This window comes from Nonomuraea sp. NPDC049750 (genome assembly GCF_040659625.1).
In the GTDB taxonomy this organism is placed as follows: domain Bacteria; phylum Actinomycetota; class Actinomycetes; order Streptosporangiales; family Streptosporangiaceae; genus Nonomuraea.
Genome location: NZ_JBFANB010000028.1, coordinates 90731 through 111898, shown reverse-complemented (window position 1 = coordinate 111898; position 21168 = coordinate 90731). Strand labels below are relative to the sequence as shown.

Here is a 21168-nt window from a genome sequence, read left to right as displayed (position 1 = left end):
GGGGTCAGTCCTTTCTGGTGCCGAACTCGCACTGGTCCGCGGTCCACTTGGCGGCCTGCTCGCTCGGGGTCAGCCCGAGGCCGGGGCGGTCGGGCACGATCATCCTGCCATCGCGGATCTCCAGGCGCTCCTCGAACAGCGGCTCCAGCCACTCGAAGTGCTCGACCCAGGGCTCCAGCCCGTAGGCGGCGGCCAGGTGCAGGTGGATCTCCATCGCGAAGTGCGGGGCCAGTTGCAGGCGGTTGTGCTCGGCCAGCGCCGCCAGACGCAGGAACGGCGTGATGCCACCGATGCGCGGCGCGTCGGGCTGGATGACGTCGGCGGATCCGAGGCGGATGAGCTCGGCGTGCTCGGCGACGCTGGTGAGCATCTCGCCGGTCGCGATCGGCGTGTCGAGCGAGGCGGCGAGCGCCGCGTGGCCGGCGCTGTCGTAGGCGTCCAGCGGCTCCTCGATCCAGACCAGCCCGAACTCCTCCAGGGCCCGGCCCATGCGCTGGGCGGCCGGCCGGTCCCACTGCTGGTTGGCGTCCACCATGAGGGGTACGCCGTCGCCCAGGTGCTCGCGCACCGCGCCGACCCTGGCCAGGTCGATCCGGGAGTCGGGGTGGCCGACCTTGAGCTTGATGCCGCTGATGCCGCGTTCGAGCGCGGCGCTCGCGTTCTCGATGACCTGCTCGATCGGGGTGTGCAGGAAGCCGCCGGAGGTGTTGTAGCAGCGTACGGAGTCGCGGTGGGCGCCCAGCAGTTTGGCCAGGGGGAGTCCGGCGCGCTTGGCCTTCAGGTCCCACAGCGCGACGTCGAGGGCCGCGATGGCCTGCGTGGACAGCCCGCTGCGCCCGACCGACGCGCCCGCCCAGACCAGCTTCTCCCACAGTCGGGCGATGTCGCTGGGGTCCTCGCCGAGCAGGTCCGAGGCGATCTCCCTGGCGTGCGCGTACTGGCCGGGGCCGCCGGCGCGCTTGGAATAGCCGAAGCCGAAGCCCCGATGCCCGCTCTCGGCGCCGATCTCGGCGAACAGGAAGGCGATCTCGGTCATCGGCCGCTGCCGCCCGGTGAGCACTTTGGCGTCACTGATCGGGGTGGCGAGCGGTAGATAGACCGAGGAGAGCCGGATCCAGGAGATGCGGTCGGAGGTAGTCATGGCGGTCATCGTACAACTCGCCATGTCATCATACAACTACTAGAACTCGCTGGTCCCCGACAGGTCCATGGGGGCCATGCGCTCGATGGCCAGCCTGGTGCGCTCCATCGCCTCGGTGATCTCCTTCGTCCGTTCCTCGGTGAGGTTGGCGATGGGCACCGAGCAGCTGATGGCGTCGGTCGGCGGGCTGGTGTAGCGCAGCGCGAAGCCGAAGCACATGACGCCGGCGTAGTTCTCCTCGTCGTCGATGGCGTAGCCGCGCCGGCGCGTCAGCTCCAGATCCCGGGTCAGGGCGTCACGGTCTACCAGCGTCTTAGGCGTCAGGGGAGTGAGCTGCGCGGGGATCGGCACCTCCAGGCCGGTGCCGAGCCGCTCGGCCAGCAGCGACTTGCCCATGGCCGTGCTGAAGGCGGGCAGCCGGCGCCCGACCCGGCTGAAGGGGCGCAGATACTGGCTCGACTCCTTGGTGGCCAGGTAGACGATGTCGCCCCGGTCCAGGCGGCCGAAGTGGATGGTCTCGTCGAGCAGCGCGCTGAGGTCGTTGATGTGCGGCTGGACGATGCGCAGGTACGGATCGGTGTCGAGATAGGTGGTGCCCGCCAGCAGGGCGCGGATGCCGATGCTGTACAGCGTCCCGCTCGCGTCGGTGCGCACCCAGCCGCGCTCGACCAGCGTGCGGATCAGCGCGTAGATGCTGCTGCGCGGCGCGCCGAGCGCGTCGCTGAGCTCGCGCAGCCGGGCCGGCCGGTTCTGTCGCGAGGCGAGGAGCTCAAGGAGTTCGACCGTGCGGGCGGCGGACTTCACGCCCCGCACGCCGCTCTGCGCCGTGCCCTCGGCCTCGTCTAGGGGGAGTGTCATCGCACCTCATCTGTCGGGGGACGGCCTGTTGACACATTACCAATTTTGGAGCGAGACTGCTCGCCACGTAACAGGCATCTACATATGGAGACAGGATGACCGCTACGTATACAACTGACGATGTACGCGCCAGGCTTCGGCGGGGCATGGAGACCGGCGTTCTGTCGTTCCCCCTGACGTCGTTCGACGCCGACGGGGCCCTGGACATCGACGCCTTCCGCGCCTACCTCCGCGGCCAGATCGCGGCCGGTCCCGGCGCGGTGTTCCCGTGCTGCGGGACGGGGGAGTTCTTCTCCCTGGCCGAGGACGAGTACGAAAGAGTCGTCACGGCCGCGGTCGAGGAGGCGGCCGGAGCGCTGCCGGTGGTCGTGGGGGCCGGCTACGGCTGGGCCCAGGCCGCCAGGTTCGCCGCCATCGCCGAGCGGGCCGGGGCCGACGCGTTGCTGCTGATGCCGCCATATCTTGTGGAGGCGCCCCAGGAGGGCTTGGTCGAGCACGTACGGCGGGTCGCCGCCAGCACGTCGCTGCCCGTGATCGTCTACCAGCGCGCCCAGGTGAAGATAGCGGTGAGCAGCATCGCCGGACTGGCCGCGATACCGAACGTGATCGGCTTCAAGGACGGTCACTGCGACCTCGACCAGTTGCAGCGGCTCAAGCTGGCCGCGCCGCCGGAGTGGCTGTTCTTCAACGGCGCCGCGACGGCCGAGATGCAGGCCCGCGCCTACCGGAGCATCGGCGTGCCCGCCTACTCCTCCGCCGTGCACGCCTTCGCCCCCGAGATCGCCAAGGACTTCTTCCGCGCCTTCCGCGCCGACGACGACGAGCGGGTCGAGCTGCTGCTGAGCCGCTTCTACGTCCCCCTGGTCGAGCTGCGCGACAAGGGCATCGGCTACGGGGTCTCGCTGGTCAAGGCCGCGGCTAGGCTGCGAGGACTCCCCGTGGGCTCCGTACGCGCCCCGCTCGCGGATCCCCCTCCCGAGCACCTGGAACAGCTCCGCGCCCTGCTGGACACCGGCCTCGACCTCGTCCGGTAAGGAAGGAATCCCCATATGTCGCAACCCATCTCTCGGATCGTCAAGGCGACCGTCACGCCGATCCTGATCAGCGACCCGCCGCTGCTCAACGTCCTCGGCGTGCACCAGCCGTACACCCCGCGCACCATCGTCGAGCTCGAGACCGACAGCGGCGCCACCGGGGTCGGCGAGACCTACGGCGACACCGAATACCTGGAGGTGGCGCGCAACCTCGCCAAGGCCGTCATCGGCAAGCCGCTCACCGCGCTGAACGGGCTGCACGAGCTGGCCTACGACTCGGCGGGGCTGACGCCCGGCACGATCAACGAGTTCGACCCGGCCGGGCTGCGCGGCAGCCGTACCAACGAGAAGATCGTCCGCAGCGTGGTCTCGGCGTTCGAGGTCGCCAGCCTGGACACCCTCGGCAAGACGCTCGGCCTGCCCGTGCACGCGCTGCTCGGCGGCAAGGTGCGCGACCGGGTCGACTACAGCGGCTACCTGTTCTACCGCTGGGCCGAGCACCCCATGGAGGACGCGCCGCGCGACGACTGGGGCGCCGCCCTCGACCCCGAAGGCGTCGTACGCCAGGCACGGCGCTTCACCGACACCTACGGATTCCGCTCCTTCAAGCTCAAGGGCGGCGTGTTCCCGCCCGAGGAGGAGATCGCGGCCATCAAGGCGCTGGCCGAGGCCTTCCCCGACCACCCGCTGCGCCTGGACCCCAACGGCGGCTGGTCGCTGGAGTCGAGCGTGCGCGTCGCCGAGGAGCTCGACGGCCTGCTGGAGTACCTGGAGGACCCGACCACCGGCATCGACGGCATGGCGCAGGTGCGCGCCAGGACCGGCGCGCTGCTGGCCACCAACATGTGCGTCACCACGTTCGGCGAGATCCCCGAGGCGTTCGCCAAGGACGCCGTCCAGGTGGTGCTGTCCGACCATCACTACTGGGGCGGCCTGCACGCCACGCGCGAGCTCGCGGCACTGTGCCGCACCTATGGAGTCGCGCTCTCGATGCACTCCAACACCCATCTCGGCATCAGTCTCGCCGCGATGACCCACGTCGCCAGCGTCATTCCGGACCTGGAGTACGCCTGCGACAGCCACCGGCCCTGGCAGACCGAGGACGTCATCACCGAGCCGCACCGCTTCGTCGGCGGCGCCCTCGAGGTGTCCGACGCCCCTGGCCTCGGGGTCGAACTCGACCGCGACGCCCTGGCCGCCCTGCACGAACGCTGGAGCGCGCTCAGCGGTTTCCGCGACAGGGACGATGTGGCCGCCATGCGCGTGGCCGACCCCACGTGGGTCCAGCCCCCGCTTCCACGCTGGTGAAAGAGAGAACACTGTGATGAGAATGTCATCCACGATCGGCCTGCGCATCGGTGGCGCCCTGCTGGCAGTGGTCGCCATGTCCGCCTGCTCGGTCAAGGGCGGCGGTGCCGGCGACGGCGCCGCCTACCCCAGCAAGGCCGTGGAGTTCACCGTCCCGACGGAGCCGGGCGGCAGCACCGACCTGGTCACCCGCGCCCTGGCCAAGAGCATCGAGAAGCCGCTCGGCAAGCCCGCCGTGGTGGTCAACAAGCCGGGCGCCAACGGCAAGATCGCCGGTAAGGACGTCTTCAGCAGCAAGCCCGACGGCTACCGGGTGGCCGTGATGCCGCAGTCGCTGTTCGCCATCGGGCCGCTCATGGTCCAGGACCCCGACGCCATCAAGCTCGAGGACATGACCTTCGTCAAGGGACTGGCCGTCGAGGACTACGCACTGGTCGTGCCGGCCACCTCACCGTACAAGTCGCTCAAAGACCTGCTCGCGGCCGACGGCATCAAGTACGGCACCACCGGCGCGGGGACGGGCAGCCAGCTGTCGCAGGCCCTGCTGTTCGGGGTGGCGAAGGTGAAGGCGACGCCCGTGCCGTTCGACGGCGGCGCCCCCACCATCACCGCGGTCCTGGGCGGCAAGGTCGACGCGGCGTCCGTGCAGATCGCCGAGGCAGCCAAGCACGTCCAGTCCGGCAAGCTCCGGGCGCTGGCCGTGTTCGGCACCAAGCGCGTCGAGGCGCTGCCCGACACGCCGACGGCCACCGAGTCCGGCTATGACGTCGTGGTGGACCAGCGCAGGTTCGTGGCCGGGCCCGCCGGGCTGCCGGCCGACGTACGCGACAAGCTGGCCGGCGCCATCGACAAGGCCATCGCCACGCCCGAGTACGGCGAGCTGCTGAAGTCCAACTACATCGGCCGCTGGGAGGTCGGCGGCGACGAGGTCAAGACGCAGCTCACCAAGGCCCAGGGCGAGTTCGCCGCGCTGACGAAGAAGCTCGGGATCGACCTCACGGGCCAGCAATGACCAGCGTCGTACCCGAGGAAGGCGTGCCGGAGGAGGACGGGCTTCCCACCCCGCCGACTCCGGCCTACGCCCGCCGGCAGAACATGGTCGCGGCGCTCGTCCCGCTCGCCATCGGCGTGATCACCGCGATCATGTCCTGGAGCCTGGGGGTGGGCACACTGTCCAACCCGGGCCCCGGGCTGTGGCCGCTGGCCGTCAGTGTCGCCATGGTCGTGACCGCGGCGGTGCTCGTGCTGCGGTCCGGGCCGACCGGCGAGGAGGAGACCTTCACCCGCGAGGCCCTGATCGTCGTCGTCGCGGCCGTGTCTCTCGTGGGCTACGCGCTGCTGTTCGAGCGGATCGGCTTCGAGATCCCCACCGTGGCGCTGCTCGTCCTGTGGCTGAAAGGACTCGGACGAGAGGGCTGGCGGATGACCGTGATCATCTCGCTCGGCTCGACCGCCGTCCTCTACCTGCTGTTCGTCACCGGGCTGGGCGTGTCACTCCCGCACATCCTGCCCTTCTGAACCAGATCGGCTGACCATGGATTTCTTCTCCCCGGTGATCGCCGGGTTCGGGGTCGTCTTCCAACCGGAGAACCTGTTCTACTGCCTGCTCGGCGTCACGCTGGGCATGCTCGTGGGCGTCCTGCCCGGCCTCGGGCCCGCCGCCACGATCGCGATCCTGCTGCCGGTCACGTACAACATCGAGCCGACGGCCGCGATCATCATGCTCGCGGGCATCTTCTACGGTGCCCAGTACGGCGGCACGATCACCTCGGTGCTGCTGCGGCTGCCGGGCGAGGCGTCCAGTGTGGTGACCGCGATCGACGGCCACGAGATGGCCAGACAAGGGCGGGCCGGCTCCGCGCTCGGCATCGCGGCGATCGGCTCCTTCATCGGCGGCACGGTCGCGGTCATCGCGCTCACCTTCGTCGCCCCGCTGGTGGCCGGGTTCGCGCTGGACTTCGGCCCCGCCGAGTACACGGCTCTGGCCCTGCTGGGCATCCTGCTGGTCTCGACGCTCGGCACCGGCTCCACGACCAAGAGCATCCTGATGGCCACCGTCGGCCTGCTCCTGGCGACCATCGGCCAGGACCCGCTGGCCGGCACCTCGCGTCTGACGTTCGGCAGCGACCAGCTGCTCGACGGCATCGACTTCGTGATCGTCGCGATGGGCCTGTTCGGCGTCGGCGAGATCCTCTACAGCCTGGAGTCACTGCGCGGTAAAAGTGCCCCGGCGCCCAGCGTCGGCTCCGTCTACCCCTCGCGCAAGGACCTCGGCGAGTCCAAGGGGGCCATCACCCGCGGCTCGCTGGTGGGCTTCATCCTCGGCATCCTGCCCGGCGGCGGGGCGACCATGTCGTCGATGGTGGCCTACGCGGTGGAGAAGAAGACCGCCAAGCACCCCGAACGCTTCGGCAAGGGCGCCATCCAGGGCGTCGCCGGACCCGAGACCGCCAACAACGCCGCCGCCACGTCCTCCTTCATCCCGCTACTCACCCTGGGCATCCCGGCGAACGCCACCATGGCCATCATGTTCGGCGCGCTGCTGCTTCAGGGCATCACGCCGGGGCCGCTGCTGGTGCAGGAGAAGCCGGACCTGTTCTGGGGCGTCGTCAACTCGATGTACGTCGGCAACATCCTGCTGCTGGCCATGAGCCTGCCGCTGATCGGGATCTTCGTCAAGATCCTGCGCATCCGGGCGGCCATCCTGGCGCCGCTGACGATCCTGATCACCATGATCGGCGTCTACACCGTCCGCATGAACGTCTTCGACATGTTCCTGATGGTCGGCCTCGGGGTCGTGGGCTACCTGATGAAGAAGGTCGGCTTCGAGCCGGGGCCGTTGGTGCTGGCCTTCGTTCTCGGCAGCCTACTGGAGTCGTCCTTCCGGCGCTCGATGCGCCTGTTTGACGGCCAGCTGACCGGCTTCTTCGGCCAGCCGATCGCCGCGACGCTGCTGGTGGCGATCCTGCTCATCATCGTCGTCCCGCCGCTGAGCCGGACCCTTCGCAAGCAACGTAGAAAGGCCGCAGCATGACGGTCATCGTGGGATATGTGCCCAACCCGCTGGGCCGGGTCGCGCTCGAGCACGCGATCGCGGAAGCCGCGCTCCGAGGGGCGCCGCTGAAGATCCTCAACGTCTCGCGGCCCGGCGCCTACGTCGACGCCTCGACCGCGGACGCGGCGGAGATCAAGCGCCTGGTCCCGGCGGAGGTGTCGTACGACTTCGAGCAGGTGGCCGAGGACGACGTCGCCGAGGCGGTGCTCGCGGCGGCGCAGGCGGCCTCGGCGAGCCTGATCGTCATCGGGCTGCGCAGGCGCTCACCGGTCGGCAAACTGATCATGGGCAGCAGCGCCCAGCGGATCCTGCTCGAAGCCGGCTGCCCGGTGCTCGCGGTCAAGGAGCCGGCCGCTCAGTGACGGTCCCCGCCGGGTTGACCGGCATCCATCCCGGGCCGGTGATGCGGCCGGGATGGATGCCGGTGGCCGGGAAGCCGTCACAGTGGGCGCGGTCGAGCCTCGATGGTGGCCTTCTGCCGGCCGTTGTACGCGATCGGCCTTAGTACTCGTAGGCCCCGGCTTCGATGGTGCCGTTCCCGCCCACCGGGGCTCCGTCCAGGTCGATGGGGTTGAACTTCTTGACGCCGAGACCGATCGCCGGACTCCCGCTCAGCAGCCGCAGGGGCCTGCTCGGGTCGGTGTCGAACTTCGGGTCCTTGCGCACGTTGGCGGTGCCGGCCGTCATCTGGTATTGGCCGCCGTAGAAGACGTTGTGGTCGTTGGCGGTGAAGGTGGAGTCGGCGTAGGCGCTCTTCTTCCCGGCCACGACGATGTTCTGCGAGAGCTTGAAGTGCGCGTTCGTGCAGCTCGCGTAGCAGACGACGCCCTCGGCGTCGGGGTTGGGCAGGTTCATCGAGTTGTTGCGGAACACGGTGCCGAACACCGGGCCGTTCGTCTCGATCTCGCCGTCGTCCTTGACCGGGCCGCGGGTGACGATGCCGGAGCGGGTCCTGTCTCCGTAGATCCCGTTGTACTCGAAGACGTTGCCGGAGGTCCCGTCGGGGTCGTTCGTCGTTCCGTCGTCGTTGCGGCTGGTGCCCAGCTCGGTGAAGGTGTCGTTGTCGAGCGCGAGGTTGTGGTGGACGTAGTTGCGGGAGCCCATGAAGATCTCCACCGCCGCGCCGTCGAACTCGTAGTCGTAGCTGAAGGCCACCGATCCGGTGATGGTGTTCCAGCCGATGTTGGAGTCGTCGCCCTGCACCAGAAGCGCGAACGCGCCGGAGTCGTCGTTGTCGTTCTCCTCCTGCGGCGTGAGCTTGCTCATGAAGTTGTTGTTGACGAACTCGTTGCTGGTCACCGAGGTGTACTGGGCGCTCGTCTCGATGTAGACGCCCGCCGCCGCGCCGGTGATGTAGTTCTGCTCGATGACGTTGTTGCTGCCGCCTACCTTGATCCCCGCCCACGAGCAGCGGCCCTGGTCCGAGTCCACGCCGATCTGCAGGTTGTAGACCTCGATGTGGTCGCCTCCGAGGTACAGGCACGCCTCGTTGTCGTCCTTGAGCACCGGACGGGCGCCCGTGCCGTAGGCGTCGACGACGATCGGGTTGTCCTCATCGCCCGACTTGGTGATGGCCAGCTGCCCGGACCACGTGCTGCCGCGGCTGAGCATGAGTTTTTCGCCCGGCCCCAGGTCCGCCGTGCCAGCCTTGGCCAGCGTCTTCCACGCCGTTTCCGGGGAGTCGCCGGCGGCCGAGTCGTTGCCGTGGACGCTGTCGAGGTAGTAGGTGTCGATGTTATCCGCGGAGGCGGGGGCCGCGACGGCCCCCGCGAACGCTAACGCGAGGGCCGCCACACCCGCCGCGTACGACGTCATTCGGGTAGATAAGTTCCAGGCGCGCAACTGAGTTCTCAGCCTCCTGATCGCGGTGACGAAGCAGCCAGATGAAGATCATCTGGCGTGCGGGGTCACTGTAACCGCGATGCCTGGATAATTTCGACACCCAAAATGACCATTTTGTATCCGGAACGTGTAAGGAAGCCGAATACCCTCCCCAAAGGGGCGTTAGACGATCACCCTGCACACCAGGGCGTCGGACGTGCCCCGCCTGGCGCTCATGACGACCTCCGTGGTGAGGAACTTGCACGCCAGGTAGGGGTCGCCGGATCCGGCGTACTGCGGCGGGCCGCCGGTGCCGCTCGCGTAGCACCTGAGGCCGCCCGCCTCGTAGAAGCCGATCCACGAGGCCGAGCTGACCTTCGCGTGGCAGTAGTCGCCGATCGACGTCGGCCCGAAGGTGACGTCCATTTCGGCCGCCTGGGCGGGCAGGGCGAGGGTGATCAGGGTGGCGGCGGCGACCGAGGTCAGGGTGAGGACACGACGAAGCACGGCGACTCCAGATTCGGGGGGTGAACACTCAATCCGGAGTATCTGTTAGGAAAGTTTCTTGTGCAATAGGGGCGCCCTCGCGGAAAAATCCCGTCATTTGGCGGAAACCCGGTACCGTACCAGCCATCTCTGACGGATCACCGCATTTCGCAGGGCGGCAAAACAGCCCGCGGACGGCTCGCCACCCCACCCCCGTGCGCGCAGTCAGAGCCTCTGGAGGACCACGAACGGGTTTGTCGGTCGGGGTCGCTAACGTTCGGCGCAGTTGCACAGCAGGGGCTGGAAAACCCCTGCTCATTCGACGTTCGTGCACGGTGAAAGGCGGGGACCGTTGGGTTGGCTGGCAGCGGGCGACGGGTATGAGGTCGCCCTCATAGAGGGCCGGGTGGCGGCGCGAGCCACCTCCGGCCGGGCGGCGGGACGGCAGCTGAAGTCGCTGCCGAAGGCATTGCGCGATCACCCCGAGGTGGACCGGCTGCGCCGCTTCGCCGAGTGGCTCGACCGGCACGCCACCGCGTGCGTGGCGCAGGTGGACCTCTGGATGGTCTCCTCCCTGCCGGTGCCGACCGGGCTGCTGGCCCGCGTGTGGCCGGACGAGGCGTGGCAGTCGGCCCTGCGGGACCTGGCCGTGGTCGGTGACGACCCCGACGAGGTCGGCTTCCTGCGGGACGCCACCGACACCGGAGAGCTGCGGGTGGTCAACCTCGACGGCGAGACCGTACGCCTGTCGCCGCAGACGGTGACCCTGCCGCATCCCGTGCTGCTGCCCGACCTGGACGACCTGCGGGAGTTCGCCGCGGAGCTGGGCGTGGTCCAGAAGGTCGAGCAGATCCACCGGGCCACCTGGCGCAAGCCCGCCGACCTCAAGGCGACGGAGACGGCCGTGTCGGAGTTCTCCGGCGGCACCTACGACTCCAGGTTCGGCCTGGCCGCGCGGGCCACCGCGCTCGGCTACCGGGTCTCCGGCGGCTACGCCACCTGCCGGGTCCGCGACGGGGGCAGCCTCTCGGAGGCGACCGTGTGGATCGGCGAGCCCTACTGGGACGGCGAGATGACGACGGGCGACCTCAGCTGGCAGGACCTCGACGGCAGGACACTGCCGCTGCGCGAGGTCGGGCCGGTGGCCTGGTCGGAGGGGATGCGGATGGCCGCGGCGCTCTACGCCGGGCGGCGGGTCGAAGAGGGGAAGGACGCGTGAGCATGTCTCAGACCGCGGAAACGCAGGAAGGGTCTCAGGCCGCAGGGCCGCAGAAGGCGTCTCAGGCCGCTGAGCTGCTGAAGGCCGGGGGCGTGCTGCCGCTCGGCACCAAGGGCGGCGGCGAGCGGGCGGTGCCGATGACCGCCCGTACCTACCGTCATCCCGGGCTGGACGACCGGGTGGTCGTGCGGCTGGTCGCCGGGGAGCTCGGCTCGGCCGAGGACCTGGCCGCGAGCTTCCTGGGCCTGGCGCCCGACGGGGAGCCCGCCGAGGTCGGCCTGGGGCTGCGGCGCTCGCTCGGCTTCCCCGAGTGGGTGCTGGTGCACCACCCCGAAGACGGGCACCACGCGCTCGCCGTCGTGCCGGAGCTGGAGCGCGCGGCCCGGCAGGCGAAGTCCAAGCCGAAGGCCGCGCTCGACGCCTACCAGCAGCTGGCCGCTCAGCTGGCCGCGTCCGTGCCCCACTTCCTGCCCACGTTCTACGAGCAGAGCGGCCGGGTGTTCCTGGGCGTCGAGAACGCCGTCTACGCCGCGCAGATGTTCGCCAGCGCGCGCCGCGCCGAGGCGCAGCACGGGCTCGCCGTGGACGAGGACCGGCTCGACGAGGTGTTCCTGGAGTTCGCGCTGGCGGGGGCGCTGCCGGTCAAGGTGCTGTCCGGCTACGCCAAGGAGCTGGCCATCCGAGTGCCCGCCGACGAGGCGCTGCGCCGCTTCACGCGGCTGTGCGTACGGCGCACCGCGGGCGGGCTGCCGCCGTCGGCGCAGATGACGACGGACCTGCGCCGCCTGGCCAAGGCCGCCGGGGTCGACGTGGACGCGGGGGAGCAGACCTACCTGGCCGAGCTGCTCGCCCTGCCGGCCGCCCATCGGGCCGCGACGGGCTGGTGGAAGGCCCACCGTACGGGCATCGCGGCCTTGGCCTCGCGCGAGCCCGAGGTGCGGGTGACGTTGCTGAACATCATGCCGCAGGCCCGGGACGAGGAGCTGGCGGGCCTGTGGCTGGAGATCCTCGAGGCGTCCGGCGCCACCGCCGGGCTGGTCTCCGGCGAGGTGCCGGAGCGGCCCGGTGACGGCACCGTCGGCTGGCTCGAACGCTTCCTGAAGGCGCGCAACTACGGCTGGCGGGTGCCGTCCCGCCTGCCCGCCCTCTACACGCTGGTGGAGCGGGCGGCCGGCCAACTGCGCGCCGAACTGACCGGGCAGAAGCGGACGCTGACGGTCTCTTACGACGTCGACCTGCTCGACCTGCTGCTGGCCCTCGACATTCCGGTACGCGATCCCAATGACGGCGACTCGCTGCGGCTGGAGCCCTGGGCGAAGGGGGAGGGGCAGCGCGACCTGGTCGCCCTGGCCGCCGACGCCCGGTTCCGGCCCTCCTTCGAGCGCGCGGCCGACGGCTTCAGCGACGACGAGGACGGCCGGCGGGCCGTCCGCCTGCTGGCCACCTCCCCCGGCGGCCGGCCGATGCTGGCCGAATGGACCCGCAAGGTGGCCCTGCGATCCACCGCCGCCGGACTGCCGGACCTGCCCGACGCCCTGCGGCGGCTGGCCTGGCTGCCGGGCGAGGCGCTGGTCCTGGCCGAGGACGAGGTACGCCGGGCGGCGGCGGCGCAGATCGCGCCGGTGCTCGCCCGCACCCTGCGGGCCGGGCTGTTCGACGAGCTGGGCTGGCCGGCCTGGGAGGAGGCGGCCGCGTCGCTCGTACCGAAGAAGGACGTCGACGACATCGTCGTCGCCGACGCCTGGCCGTACCTGCTCACGGCGGGCGCCGCGCAGGCCCGGGTGCTCGGTCCCGAGGGCACCGTGCTCACCCATGACCTGCGCATCCCGGCCGGAGACTCCTGGAACGCCGTCGGCCTGCACTATGTGGACGGCGAGCTGCTCGTCTACTGGCAGTCCCGCGACCTCGACTTTCGGCTGCGCGGCTACTGGCACACCGCCCCTGACCGCCTCCACCCGATGGAGGGCGCCACCCACACCCGCGGGACGCGCATGGACTGGTACCGCGGCGACGACGCGGTCACCCTGCCCCTGCCCGGCGGCGGACGGACCACCGGCCAGGGGATGCTGCACCGCGGCGACACGGCACTCCCCGAGGAGTCGTCGGTGATCACCGACGGCACCTCCTACTGGGTATGGACCTGGGACGGCTCCGATCACGCCACCAACGGCTGGTACGAGTACGACCCGGTCAGCGGGCAGGTGGGCAGGAAGGGCATGCCCGCCTTCCTCGCCGACGCGCTCCGCGACGCCCCGGCCGGCAGCGAGTTCCACGCGGGTTGGCTGCTTCCCGCGCCCTCGGATGAGGCCACCCCCGTGGGCACTCCCGTGGGCGGGCTGTTCGGCTGGCGCGTGGTGCGGCTGCCCGACGGGTCGATGCGCGGTGAGGACGTCTCCGGCCGTACGGTCACCCTGGCGCCCGACGCCGGGACACCGGCGCGCGCCCTGATGTTCCCCGGAGACGACCGGCCGCGGACCATCGTCAAGGGGGGCTACCGGCTCAGCCTGGTTGATCCGGACGGCGTGGTCACGGCCGTGGCCCGCACGGACGACGCCCCCGGCCACTTCGCCAGTGGCAGCCTCATCCTGCCGCCGGTGCGCTACTGGTGCTACCTGCGCCCGAGGGATCCGGAGGGCTCCGCGGCCCTGCGCGCCCTCGACCTGGACACCGCGGCGGCCCTGCTGGCGGTCGCCGGGGAGGAAGACCTGGAGGCGCGGGTCCGTACGCTGCTTCCGCAGGTCAGCCATGACGCGCTCGTGGCCGGCATCGCGGGGGTCGTCCGCTTCGCCGGGACCCAGCAGACCTCGCTGCACACCGTCGCGGCCAGGCTCTCCGAGGCGCTCGCCGGCGGACACCAGGAGCAGGCGCCCGCCGGTCCTACGGACTCCCTGCTCGACGAGGCGCTCCGTGGGCTCGGCTACTTCGTCGAATACTCCTGGCGCCTGCGGGCCGACGGCGCCTTCCAGCAGATCCAGACGATCGGGCGGCGGCTGGCGTCGGCGTCGGCTCCGTCTGAGTCGGCTCCGTCTGAGTCGGGAGTCTTGGCGTCTGGAGTGTCGGCGTCCGGGGGCTTGGCGTCGGGGCGTTTGGAGCCGGGCCCCGCAGGGGCGGCCCCGTCCTCGTCGAGGTTGGGCCGCACTCACCTGGACCTGCCGGAACTGCCGGGCTCGGGCCTGCGATGGGACCCCCTCCTCGACGAGGCCGCCGCCCTGGCCTTCCGCGTCGCGACGGTGACGGCCGAGGAGGAACACCGCGCCACGCTGCACGAGCTGCTCCGCGTACTGAGCGAGCTCGGACTGCCCACCACGGCCGATCCGTCCCGCTGGCGACGGATGGACCTGCACCTCGACAAACGTCTCCTGATCAAGCCCGACGGCAACTGGCGCGACGGCAACTGGCTCGGGACCCTGCCGCTGCAGGATGGCGCGTTCCTCGCCTTCGTGAGCTCCGGATCCCCGGACGACTCCGGCTGCGTATGGACGGCGCTGTTCCACGACCCGGCCGGGCGGTTCGACGTCCCGCACCCCTACACGGCCCGGCCCTCGGTCCCGGTCGGGGTGGCACGGGAGGCGGGCTGGCTGGAAGCGCTCTTCACCGAGCTGGCCGCGCGGGGACCGGCGCCCTGGCGGCCCGAGGCGGCCGAGGAGTTCGCCCGGCTCACCGGCGTCTCCGAGACGATGGCCCGGCTCATCGTGGCCGGTCTGCCGTCCGTGGACACGCACGAGCGCAACTTCCTCACCAAGGAAATCCGTACCACGATCGGCGTGAAGCTGGCCGACGCCACCGTGGCCAGGGACGAGCTGCGCAAGACGGACGCCGGCATCCGGCGGGCGGTCGTCGCGGCGCTCCTGCCCAGCGACCCGGCCCGGCTCTGGAGCGACGGCCCGGACGTGGCCGCCGCGGCGGCGCTGTGGAACGACAAGGTCGGGCCGCAGGCGGCGATTCCCGAATGGCTGCTCGGGGAGGCGGCTCGCGCGGTGCGGGGCAACTGGGACACGAGCCGGGCGCTGCGCGCGGTCATCGATCCGGCCGCCTCGCCGGAGCTGAGCCACGATCTGGCCTGGACCGTACGCGGTGACCGGGTCGCACCCGTCGACGACAACGCCACCGGGTTCACCACGAACTCGCTGGTCATGGCCGTCACCACCGCGCGGTGGCTGGCGTACCGGCTGCCCGCCGGAGATCCGATCCGGGCCGCGCTGCCGACGGCGCTGGCCGCGGTCCGCAACCGGCTGGCCAACGCCGACCTGATGCTCGACCTGGGCCGATACGTCGACCTGCCCGCGTTCAGGAAGGCGGCGGGAGCCCCGACCGAGACCGGCCAGGGCTACGAGAGATACGGCGCCGTCGTCATGGCCACCCATGACGACAGACCCGCTCCCGGCATCCGCGTGGCGTCGCTGGACGCGGCAGGTGAGGATCCGTACCTGCGCGCCCTGCTCGGCACCGAGGAGCCGTTCCCCGTCGAGATCGCGTTCCGGACCGCCCGCGACCCGCGGTTCGCGGCGCTGCTCGCCGATCCCGGCGACCCGGTGCGGGGGGAGCGGGACGCGGACGGGACGTGGTGGCCGCAGGATCCCACCCGGTCCGTGCCCGATCTGGTCATCGAGGTGGCGAAGGAGTACGGGCTCGGCGAGGACGCCGCGGCCCACTACCTGATGCTGCTGGCCCTGCCCGACCCCACCGACCTCAACATCGCCCGGTGGACGGGCTGGAAGCCCGCCCGGCTCAAGGCGGCCCGCGTCGAGCTGGCCGCGACCGACCTCGTCGTCGAGGCGAGCCGGAGCCGGGCGGCGCGCACGCTGTTCCTGCCCGGCGGGTGGGCGGAGCAGTCGGCGCCGCTCCTTCCGCTGGAGCAGTGGAAGCTGGCCATGTTCGACCTGACCACCTTTGATGGCATCCCGATCGAGCCCGTCGCCGACCTCTACGCCAAGGCGTGGCAGCGGGTGCGCGACGGCGACGTTCCGCGCTTCGAGGAGCTCAAGGTCAAGCGCGGACGGCGACGCTGAGCCCGCACCCTCCCCGACTCTCTTAAGGACTTCACCTCATGACTTTGACCGAAGACCGGGCTCCGGCCCGGCAGGTGCTCTCGGCCGAAGAGCGATACGCCGACGAGCTCGCCTTCCTCGCCTCCTACGACGACGGCCCCCGCCCGCCCGGCTGGGCGCTGACCCCGCGCGCGGTGGTGACCTTCATCTGCGGCAGCGGCGAGGAGACCCTGCAAGGGCCCACGTCCCGCATGAAGGTGGCCACCAAGTTCGTCGGCGAACGCGCCCTCGTCGAACGCTGCGTGGTGACCCTCGCCGGCGAACGCGGCCTGCTGCTGGTCGGCGAGCCCGGCACCGCCAAGTCGATGCTGTCGGAGCTACTGGCCGCCGCCGTCTGCGGCACCAGCGCGCTCACCGTGCAGGGCACCGCGGGCACCACCGAGGACGCCTTCCGCTACGGCTGGAACTACGCCCTCCTCCTCGCCCAAGGCCCCAGCCCCGCCGCGCTGGTCGACTCCCCGGTGCTCACGGCCATGCGCTCCGGCCGCGTCGCCCGGGTGGAGGAGATCACCCGCTGCCTGCCCGAGGTACAGGACGCCCTGGTGTCGATCCTTTCCGACCGGCGGGTCAGCGTACCCGAACTCGCCGGCACCGAGGACGCCCAGGTGGCGGCCTCGCCCGGGTTCACCGTGATCGCCACGGCCAACCTGCGCGACCGCGGCGTCTCGGAGATGTCGGCCGCCCTGAAGCGCCGGTTCAACTTCGAGACCGTCGACCCCATCTCCGACGCCGAGGCGGAGACCACCCTGGTCCGCCGCCAGGCCACCGCCGTGGTCCAGCGCGCGGGCGCCGCCTTCGGCGTGGACGACGCGGTGCTCGACGCGCTGGTCACCGTCTTCCGCGACCTGCGCTCCGGGCGCTCGGCCGAGGGCTGGGACGTGGAGCGCCCCGGCACCGTCATGTCCACCGCCGAGGCCGTGCAGGTCGCGGCCTCGCTGGGGGTCGCGGCGGCGTACCTCCCCAGAGGGGACGTCCTAGACCTGGTGCCGGGGCACCTGCTGGGCGTCGTACGCAAGGACGATCCCGCTGATCACGGGCGGCTTCTCGGTTATTGGGACGGGCCGGTGCGACGGCGGGCCGAGGACGGCTCCGCGATGTGGCGCCGCCTCTGGGACCTGCGGGAGAACCTCCGTTGACCACCCAGGACATCGATCCGCCCGCCAAGTCCGCGGGCGCCGTCCAGCCGGGCCAGTCCGTGGAGCCCGTTCGGTCCGTCCAGACCGCCGATTCCGGCCGGTCCATGCGTGCTGTGCAGCGGGGCGAGCCTGCGAGGGCCGTCCGGTCCGCCCAGACCACCCACTCCGCACGATCCGTACAGACCGCGCGGTCCGTTCAGCGGACCGACGACGATTGGGGCGATGATCCCAGGCGGGTGGTCGACGCGCTGGCTGCCTCCTCCCGGCCCTTCCTGCTGGGGGTGCGACACCACAGCCCGGCGCTGGCAGTGGTCATGCCCGCGCTGCTGGACGCCGCCGACGCCGAAGTGGTCTGCGTCGAACTGCCCGCGGACTTCCAGCCGTGGCTGACGCACCTGGCCGACCCCGGAACCGTCGCACCGGTCGCCCTCGCGGGGGCACGTGGCGACGGGGGCTTGGGTTTCTACCCGTTCGCCGACTTCTCGCCGGAGTTGGCGGCCATTCGGTGGGCTTGGAAGCGCGGCGCCGAGGTGCTCTGCTGCGACCTCCCGCTGTCCGACCCCGGCTGGCACGCCACCGACCAGGCCCCACTGCCGGGCCTGCCCGAGGGCTCCGGCACGCCGCAGGAGACGCCGGTGGGTACGGCCAAGGAGCCCAGCACGTCGTCGGATACGGCGGATCAGTCCGGCATAGCGGATGCGGCGGAGGATCCCGGAACACAGCCGGGGGCGTCGGCGGGTGGCGTGGGCTCACGAGGGATGTCCTTCGCGGAGGCGCTGGCCGCAGCAGGGACCGGCCGCGATGGGGACGACATGTGGGACCGGGCCGTGGAGGTCCTCGCCCCCGGCTGCGAACCCGAAGCCGTCCGCCGCGCCGCCCTCGGCGTCGGCTGGGCCTTGCGCCGGGACGCGGCTGCGGCAGGCGGCGTACCGGCCATGGACCTGGCCCGCGAGGCGCACATGCGCCGCGTCATCGCGGGCGCCGCGGCGGGTGGCCGACGAGTCGTCGCCGTGGTCGGCGCCTTCCACGCACCTGCGCTGACCTGGTCCGACACGGACAGTGTCACCGGCTCGTCCGCGGGCGACGGCTCGTCGTCGGTCACCTCGCTGGTGCCGTACGCCTTCGATCTGCTCGACTCGCGGTCCGGCTACCCGGCGGGGATCCGTGACCCGCGCTGGCAGCAGGCGGTGCTCGTGGCGGGCGGCGATCCCGAGCGGGTCAGGGACGGCGCCGCCCGCGCCATCACCGACCTGTGCCGGGAGCTGCGCGCCGCCGGGCACACCGCGGGCACGGGGGAGGCCGTCGAGACGCTGCGGCTCGCCTGCGACCTGGCCCGGCTGCGCGGCCTGCCCGCCCCAGGCCGGGGCGAGTTGCTGGAGGCCGTGACGACCGTGCTCGGCCAGGGCGAGCCCATGGGCAGGGGACGGGCTCTGGCCAAGGCGCTCGACACCGTGTTCGTCGGCACCGAACGCGGCCGGACCGCGCCTGGCACACCACGCTCGGGGCTCGGCCCGGCCGTCGAGGCGGATCTCGCCGCGCTCAGGCTCCCGTCCCCGGACGATCCCGAACGCCGTGAGCTACGCCTCGACCCGCTCCGCTCCGACCTGGACGCGCGCCGGGAAGTTCTCCTGCGGCGCCTGCTGGTCTGCGGCGTCGGCTACGGCGAGCCGATCGAGGTGGTGGGTACGGGCGATTCCACCGCGCTCACCACCAGATGGCGGATGGCCTGGACCCCGGCGGTACCAGCCCTGCTCGACCTGGCGGGCGTACGCGGCGTGACCCTCGCCCAGGCGGCGGCCGGCACGCTGCGGGAGACGTTCCGCCGCGAATCCGCGGAAGGGGGACCCACCTGCGCCCTGATCCTCGACGGGCTCCGTGCCGCGGCCGGCTGTGACCTGCCCGACCTGGTCGCGGACCGCCTGGCCGACGCGGCCGTCGCGCTGCCCGCCACCGCCACGCTCACCGAACTGCTCGATGCCCTCGACCTGCTGGAGGCGCTGCGCCGGCAGCACCTCCCCGGTACCACGCCGGAAGACCGCGAGCACGCCACCGAACTGGTCGGCACCCTGCTGGAGGCCGCGGTCCGCGCCCTGCCCGGTCTGGCGGGCAGCGACCAGCCGGAGGACGCGGTCGCCCTGGTCGCCCTCGCCTCCCGGGTCGGCGAAGAGCGCCTCGGACTGCGGATGGACGACGCCTTGGCGGTGCTGGCGCGCACCGCGTCCCCGCTCATGCAGGGCGCGGCCCTGGCCGCCCGGGTGCTGCTCGACCTTGACAGCGCCGACGCGCTCGGCGACCGGGCCGCCGGCTGGGTCGACACCGCCACCGGCCCGGACGGGCGCCTGCGCCTGAGCCGCCTGCTGACCGGCGTACTCACGGCGGCGGGGCCACTGCTCCAGTCGGCGCCGGCGGCGCTCGACCCGCTCATGGACCGCGTGGACGGCTTGTCGGACAAGCAGTTCCTCGACCGGTTGCCGGCGTTGCGCGGGGGGTTCGACACACTCAGCCCAGCCGGCCGTACGCGGTTGCTGGGGGCGGTGTCGGAGCGGCTGGGCGACCGGCTCGACCTGGCACTGGACGCGCCGCCCGCACTCCTCGCCCTCTGGACCGCCGCCGACTCCGCCGGCCTGGCCGCCCTGAACGCACTCCGGCTCCCCATGCCCGCCGTGGCGGGCGCGGCATCCGACAAGACGGACGTGCGGACCGTACCGGCTGGGCGGGAGGCCGAGGCAGCTCGCCGTGAGGAGGCCGAGGCAGCTCGCCGTGAGGAGGCGGAGGCAGCTCGCCGTGAGAAGGCGGACGCGGTCTTTTCCGAGCCGCAGTCGTCGCTGGGGGGCGAGGTGGATGCGGTCCTTCCCGAGTCTTCGTCGTCGCTGGGCGGCGCGGCTCTCTCCGAACCCCCGCTCCCGGTCGACGAGGATGGGCGGGCTGAGCGGAGGCTGCTGCCGGCTGACCGATGGCGGTTGCTGCTCGGGCGGGAGTCCGAGCGGCTGCCGGCCGACGCGCGCGCGTACGCGCGAGCCCTGGACGAGCTGTACGGCGCGGGGCGCGGGGAAGGCGCCAACGACTTCGGGCCGGGCGGAGACTCCGGCGGCAGGGAGCACCCGTTCCCCACCGCCCGTGAGTGGGGCGAGGAGCTGGAAGCCCTCTTCGGTACCGAGGTACGGGAGGAGGTACTGGCCAAGGCAGCCGATGCCGGGCGCATCGACGTGCTCAGCGAGCTCGACCCCGCCTCGGTACGGCCGTCCGTCGAACTGCTGACCTCCGTACTCTCGCTTGCGGGCGGCCTGCCGGAGCAACAGGTTGCCAAGCTGCGGCCGCTCGTACGCCGCCTGGTCGAAGAACTCACCAAGGAGCTCGCGACGCGGATGCGGCCCGCCATGACCGGGCTGGCGACCCCGCGCCCGACCCGCCGTCCGGGTGGGCGGCTCGACCTGCCGCGCACCCTGCGAGCCAACCTGTCGCACACGCGCCGCCTCGACGACGGCCGGCTCGTGGTCGTCCCGGAACGGCCGGTGTTCAGCACCCCTTCCCGGCAGGAGGCCGACTGGCGGCTGATCCTCGTGGTCGACGTGTCCGGGTCGATGGAGGCGTCGGTGGTGTGGTCCGCTCTCACGGCCGCGGTCCTGGCGGGCGTGCCCACGCTGTCCACCCACTTCCTGTCATTCTCCACACAGGTGATCGACCTGACGGACCGGGTGGCCGATCCGCTGTCCCTGCTGCTCGAAGTGCGGGTCGGCGGGGGTACGCACATCGCCGCGGGACTCGCCCGGGCCCGGTCGCTGGTCACGGTGCCGAGCCGCACGCTCGTCGTGGTCGTCAGCGACTTCGAGGAGGGCTACCCGATCGGGGGCCTGCTCGGTGAGGTGCGGGCGCTGGCCGGGTCCGGTGTCCACCTGCTGGGGTGCGCGGCCTTGGACGACAGTGGCGTACCCCGTTACTCGATTCCCGTCGCCCAGCAGCTCGTGGCGGCCGGCATGCCCGTCGCCGCTCTCAGCCCGCTCGCCCTCGCCCGATGGGTGGGCGACCGCCTTAGGGGAGAGAACCGATGAATGCCCCCACTTC

At 71.6% G+C, this 21168-nt stretch carries 14 protein-coding genes; 10 read left to right on the top strand and 4 right to left on the bottom strand.

The genetic code is table 11. The annotated features are described in order from the left end of the window. Positions 1–4: 4 nt before the first annotated feature. Both AB0J16_RS45765 and AB0J16_RS45760 read right to left on the bottom strand, forming a co-directional pair. Positions 5–1141, bottom strand: a complete 1137-nt coding sequence (locus tag AB0J16_RS45765) for a mandelate racemase/muconate lactonizing enzyme family protein (protein ID WP_358551924.1) — start codon at positions 1139–1141, stop codon at positions 5–7. Between the two features lie 39 nt (positions 1142–1180). Further along, complete coding sequence (locus AB0J16_RS45760) at positions 1181–1999, bottom strand: IclR family transcriptional regulator (protein WP_358551922.1); 819 nt, start codon at positions 1997–1999, stop codon at positions 1181–1183. Positions 2000–2094: 95 nt separating this feature from the next. Here AB0J16_RS45760 and AB0J16_RS45755 point away from each other — a divergent pair, with 95 nt between their 5' ends. From AB0J16_RS45755 to AB0J16_RS45730, 6 genes are read left to right on the top strand one after another with little or no spacing between them, the layout of a single operon-like run. Further along, the gene (locus AB0J16_RS45755) at positions 2095–3033 is read left to right on the top strand and encodes a 5-dehydro-4-deoxyglucarate dehydratase (RefSeq protein WP_358551920.1); all 939 of its coding nucleotides are present in this window, start codon (positions 2095–2097) and stop codon (positions 3031–3033) included. Between the two features lie 15 nt (positions 3034–3048). Next, complete coding sequence (locus AB0J16_RS45750) at positions 3049–4341, top strand: glucarate dehydratase family protein (RefSeq protein WP_358551918.1); 1293 nt, start codon at positions 3049–3051, stop codon at positions 4339–4341. A gap of 22 nt (positions 4342–4363) precedes the next feature. Then, complete coding sequence (locus tag AB0J16_RS45745; RefSeq protein ID WP_358551916.1) at positions 4364–5353, top strand: tripartite tricarboxylate transporter substrate binding protein; 990 nt, start codon at positions 4364–4366, stop codon at positions 5351–5353. Then, the gene (locus AB0J16_RS45740) at positions 5350–5859 is read left to right on the top strand and encodes a tripartite tricarboxylate transporter TctB family protein (protein WP_358551914.1); all 510 of its coding nucleotides are present in this window, start codon (positions 5350–5352) and stop codon (positions 5857–5859) included. Before AB0J16_RS45745 ends, AB0J16_RS45740 begins: the two co-directional genes overlap by 4 nt. Before the next feature lie 16 nt (positions 5860–5875). After that, the gene (locus AB0J16_RS45735; protein WP_358551912.1) at positions 5876–7375 is read left to right on the top strand and encodes a tripartite tricarboxylate transporter permease; all 1500 of its coding nucleotides are present in this window, start codon (positions 5876–5878) and stop codon (positions 7373–7375) included. Next, entirely contained in the window at positions 7372–7758 is a 387-nt protein-coding gene (locus tag AB0J16_RS45730; protein WP_358551910.1) for a universal stress protein, read from the top strand. Before AB0J16_RS45735 ends, AB0J16_RS45730 begins: the two co-directional genes overlap by 4 nt. Positions 7759–7897: 139 nt before the next feature. Here the strand turns inward: AB0J16_RS45730 and AB0J16_RS45725 are convergent, their stop codons facing one another. Together AB0J16_RS45725 and AB0J16_RS45720 are read right to left on the bottom strand one after the other, a co-directional pair. Next, a complete protein-coding gene (locus AB0J16_RS45725) occupies positions 7898–9211 on the bottom strand; it encodes a hypothetical protein (protein ID WP_358551908.1) in 1314 nt (437 codons plus the stop codon). Positions 9212–9400: 189 nt separating this feature from the next. Beyond that, entirely contained in the window at positions 9401–9724 is a 324-nt protein-coding gene (locus AB0J16_RS45720) for a hypothetical protein (protein ID WP_358551906.1), read from the bottom strand. A 331-nt stretch (positions 9725–10055) separates the two neighbouring features. On the opposite strand from AB0J16_RS45720, the gene AB0J16_RS45715 reads away from it, so the two are divergent. From AB0J16_RS45715 to AB0J16_RS45700, 4 genes are read left to right on the top strand one after another with little or no spacing between them, the layout of a single operon-like run. Further along, on the top strand, positions 10056–10922 hold the full coding sequence (locus AB0J16_RS45715) for a DUF4132 domain-containing protein (RefSeq protein WP_358551904.1): 867 nt from the start codon (positions 10056–10058) through the stop codon (positions 10920–10922). Between the two features lie 2 nt (positions 10923–10924). After that, positions 10925–15931, top strand: a complete 5007-nt coding sequence (locus tag AB0J16_RS45710; RefSeq protein WP_358551902.1) for a DNA-binding protein — start codon at positions 10925–10927, stop codon at positions 15929–15931. Positions 15932–15969: 38 nt separating this feature from the next. Further along, positions 15970–17106 (top strand): AAA family ATPase, encoded by a 1137-nt coding sequence (locus AB0J16_RS45705; RefSeq protein ID WP_358551900.1) that lies wholly within the window; start codon positions 15970–15972, stop codon positions 17104–17106. After that, positions 17103–21155, top strand: coding sequence for a DUF5682 family protein (locus AB0J16_RS45700; RefSeq protein ID WP_358551898.1), 4053 nt, complete (start codon positions 17103–17105; stop codon positions 21153–21155). The genes AB0J16_RS45705 and AB0J16_RS45700 overlap by 4 nt, the downstream gene beginning before the upstream one ends. Positions 21156–21168: the final 13 nt, after the last annotated feature.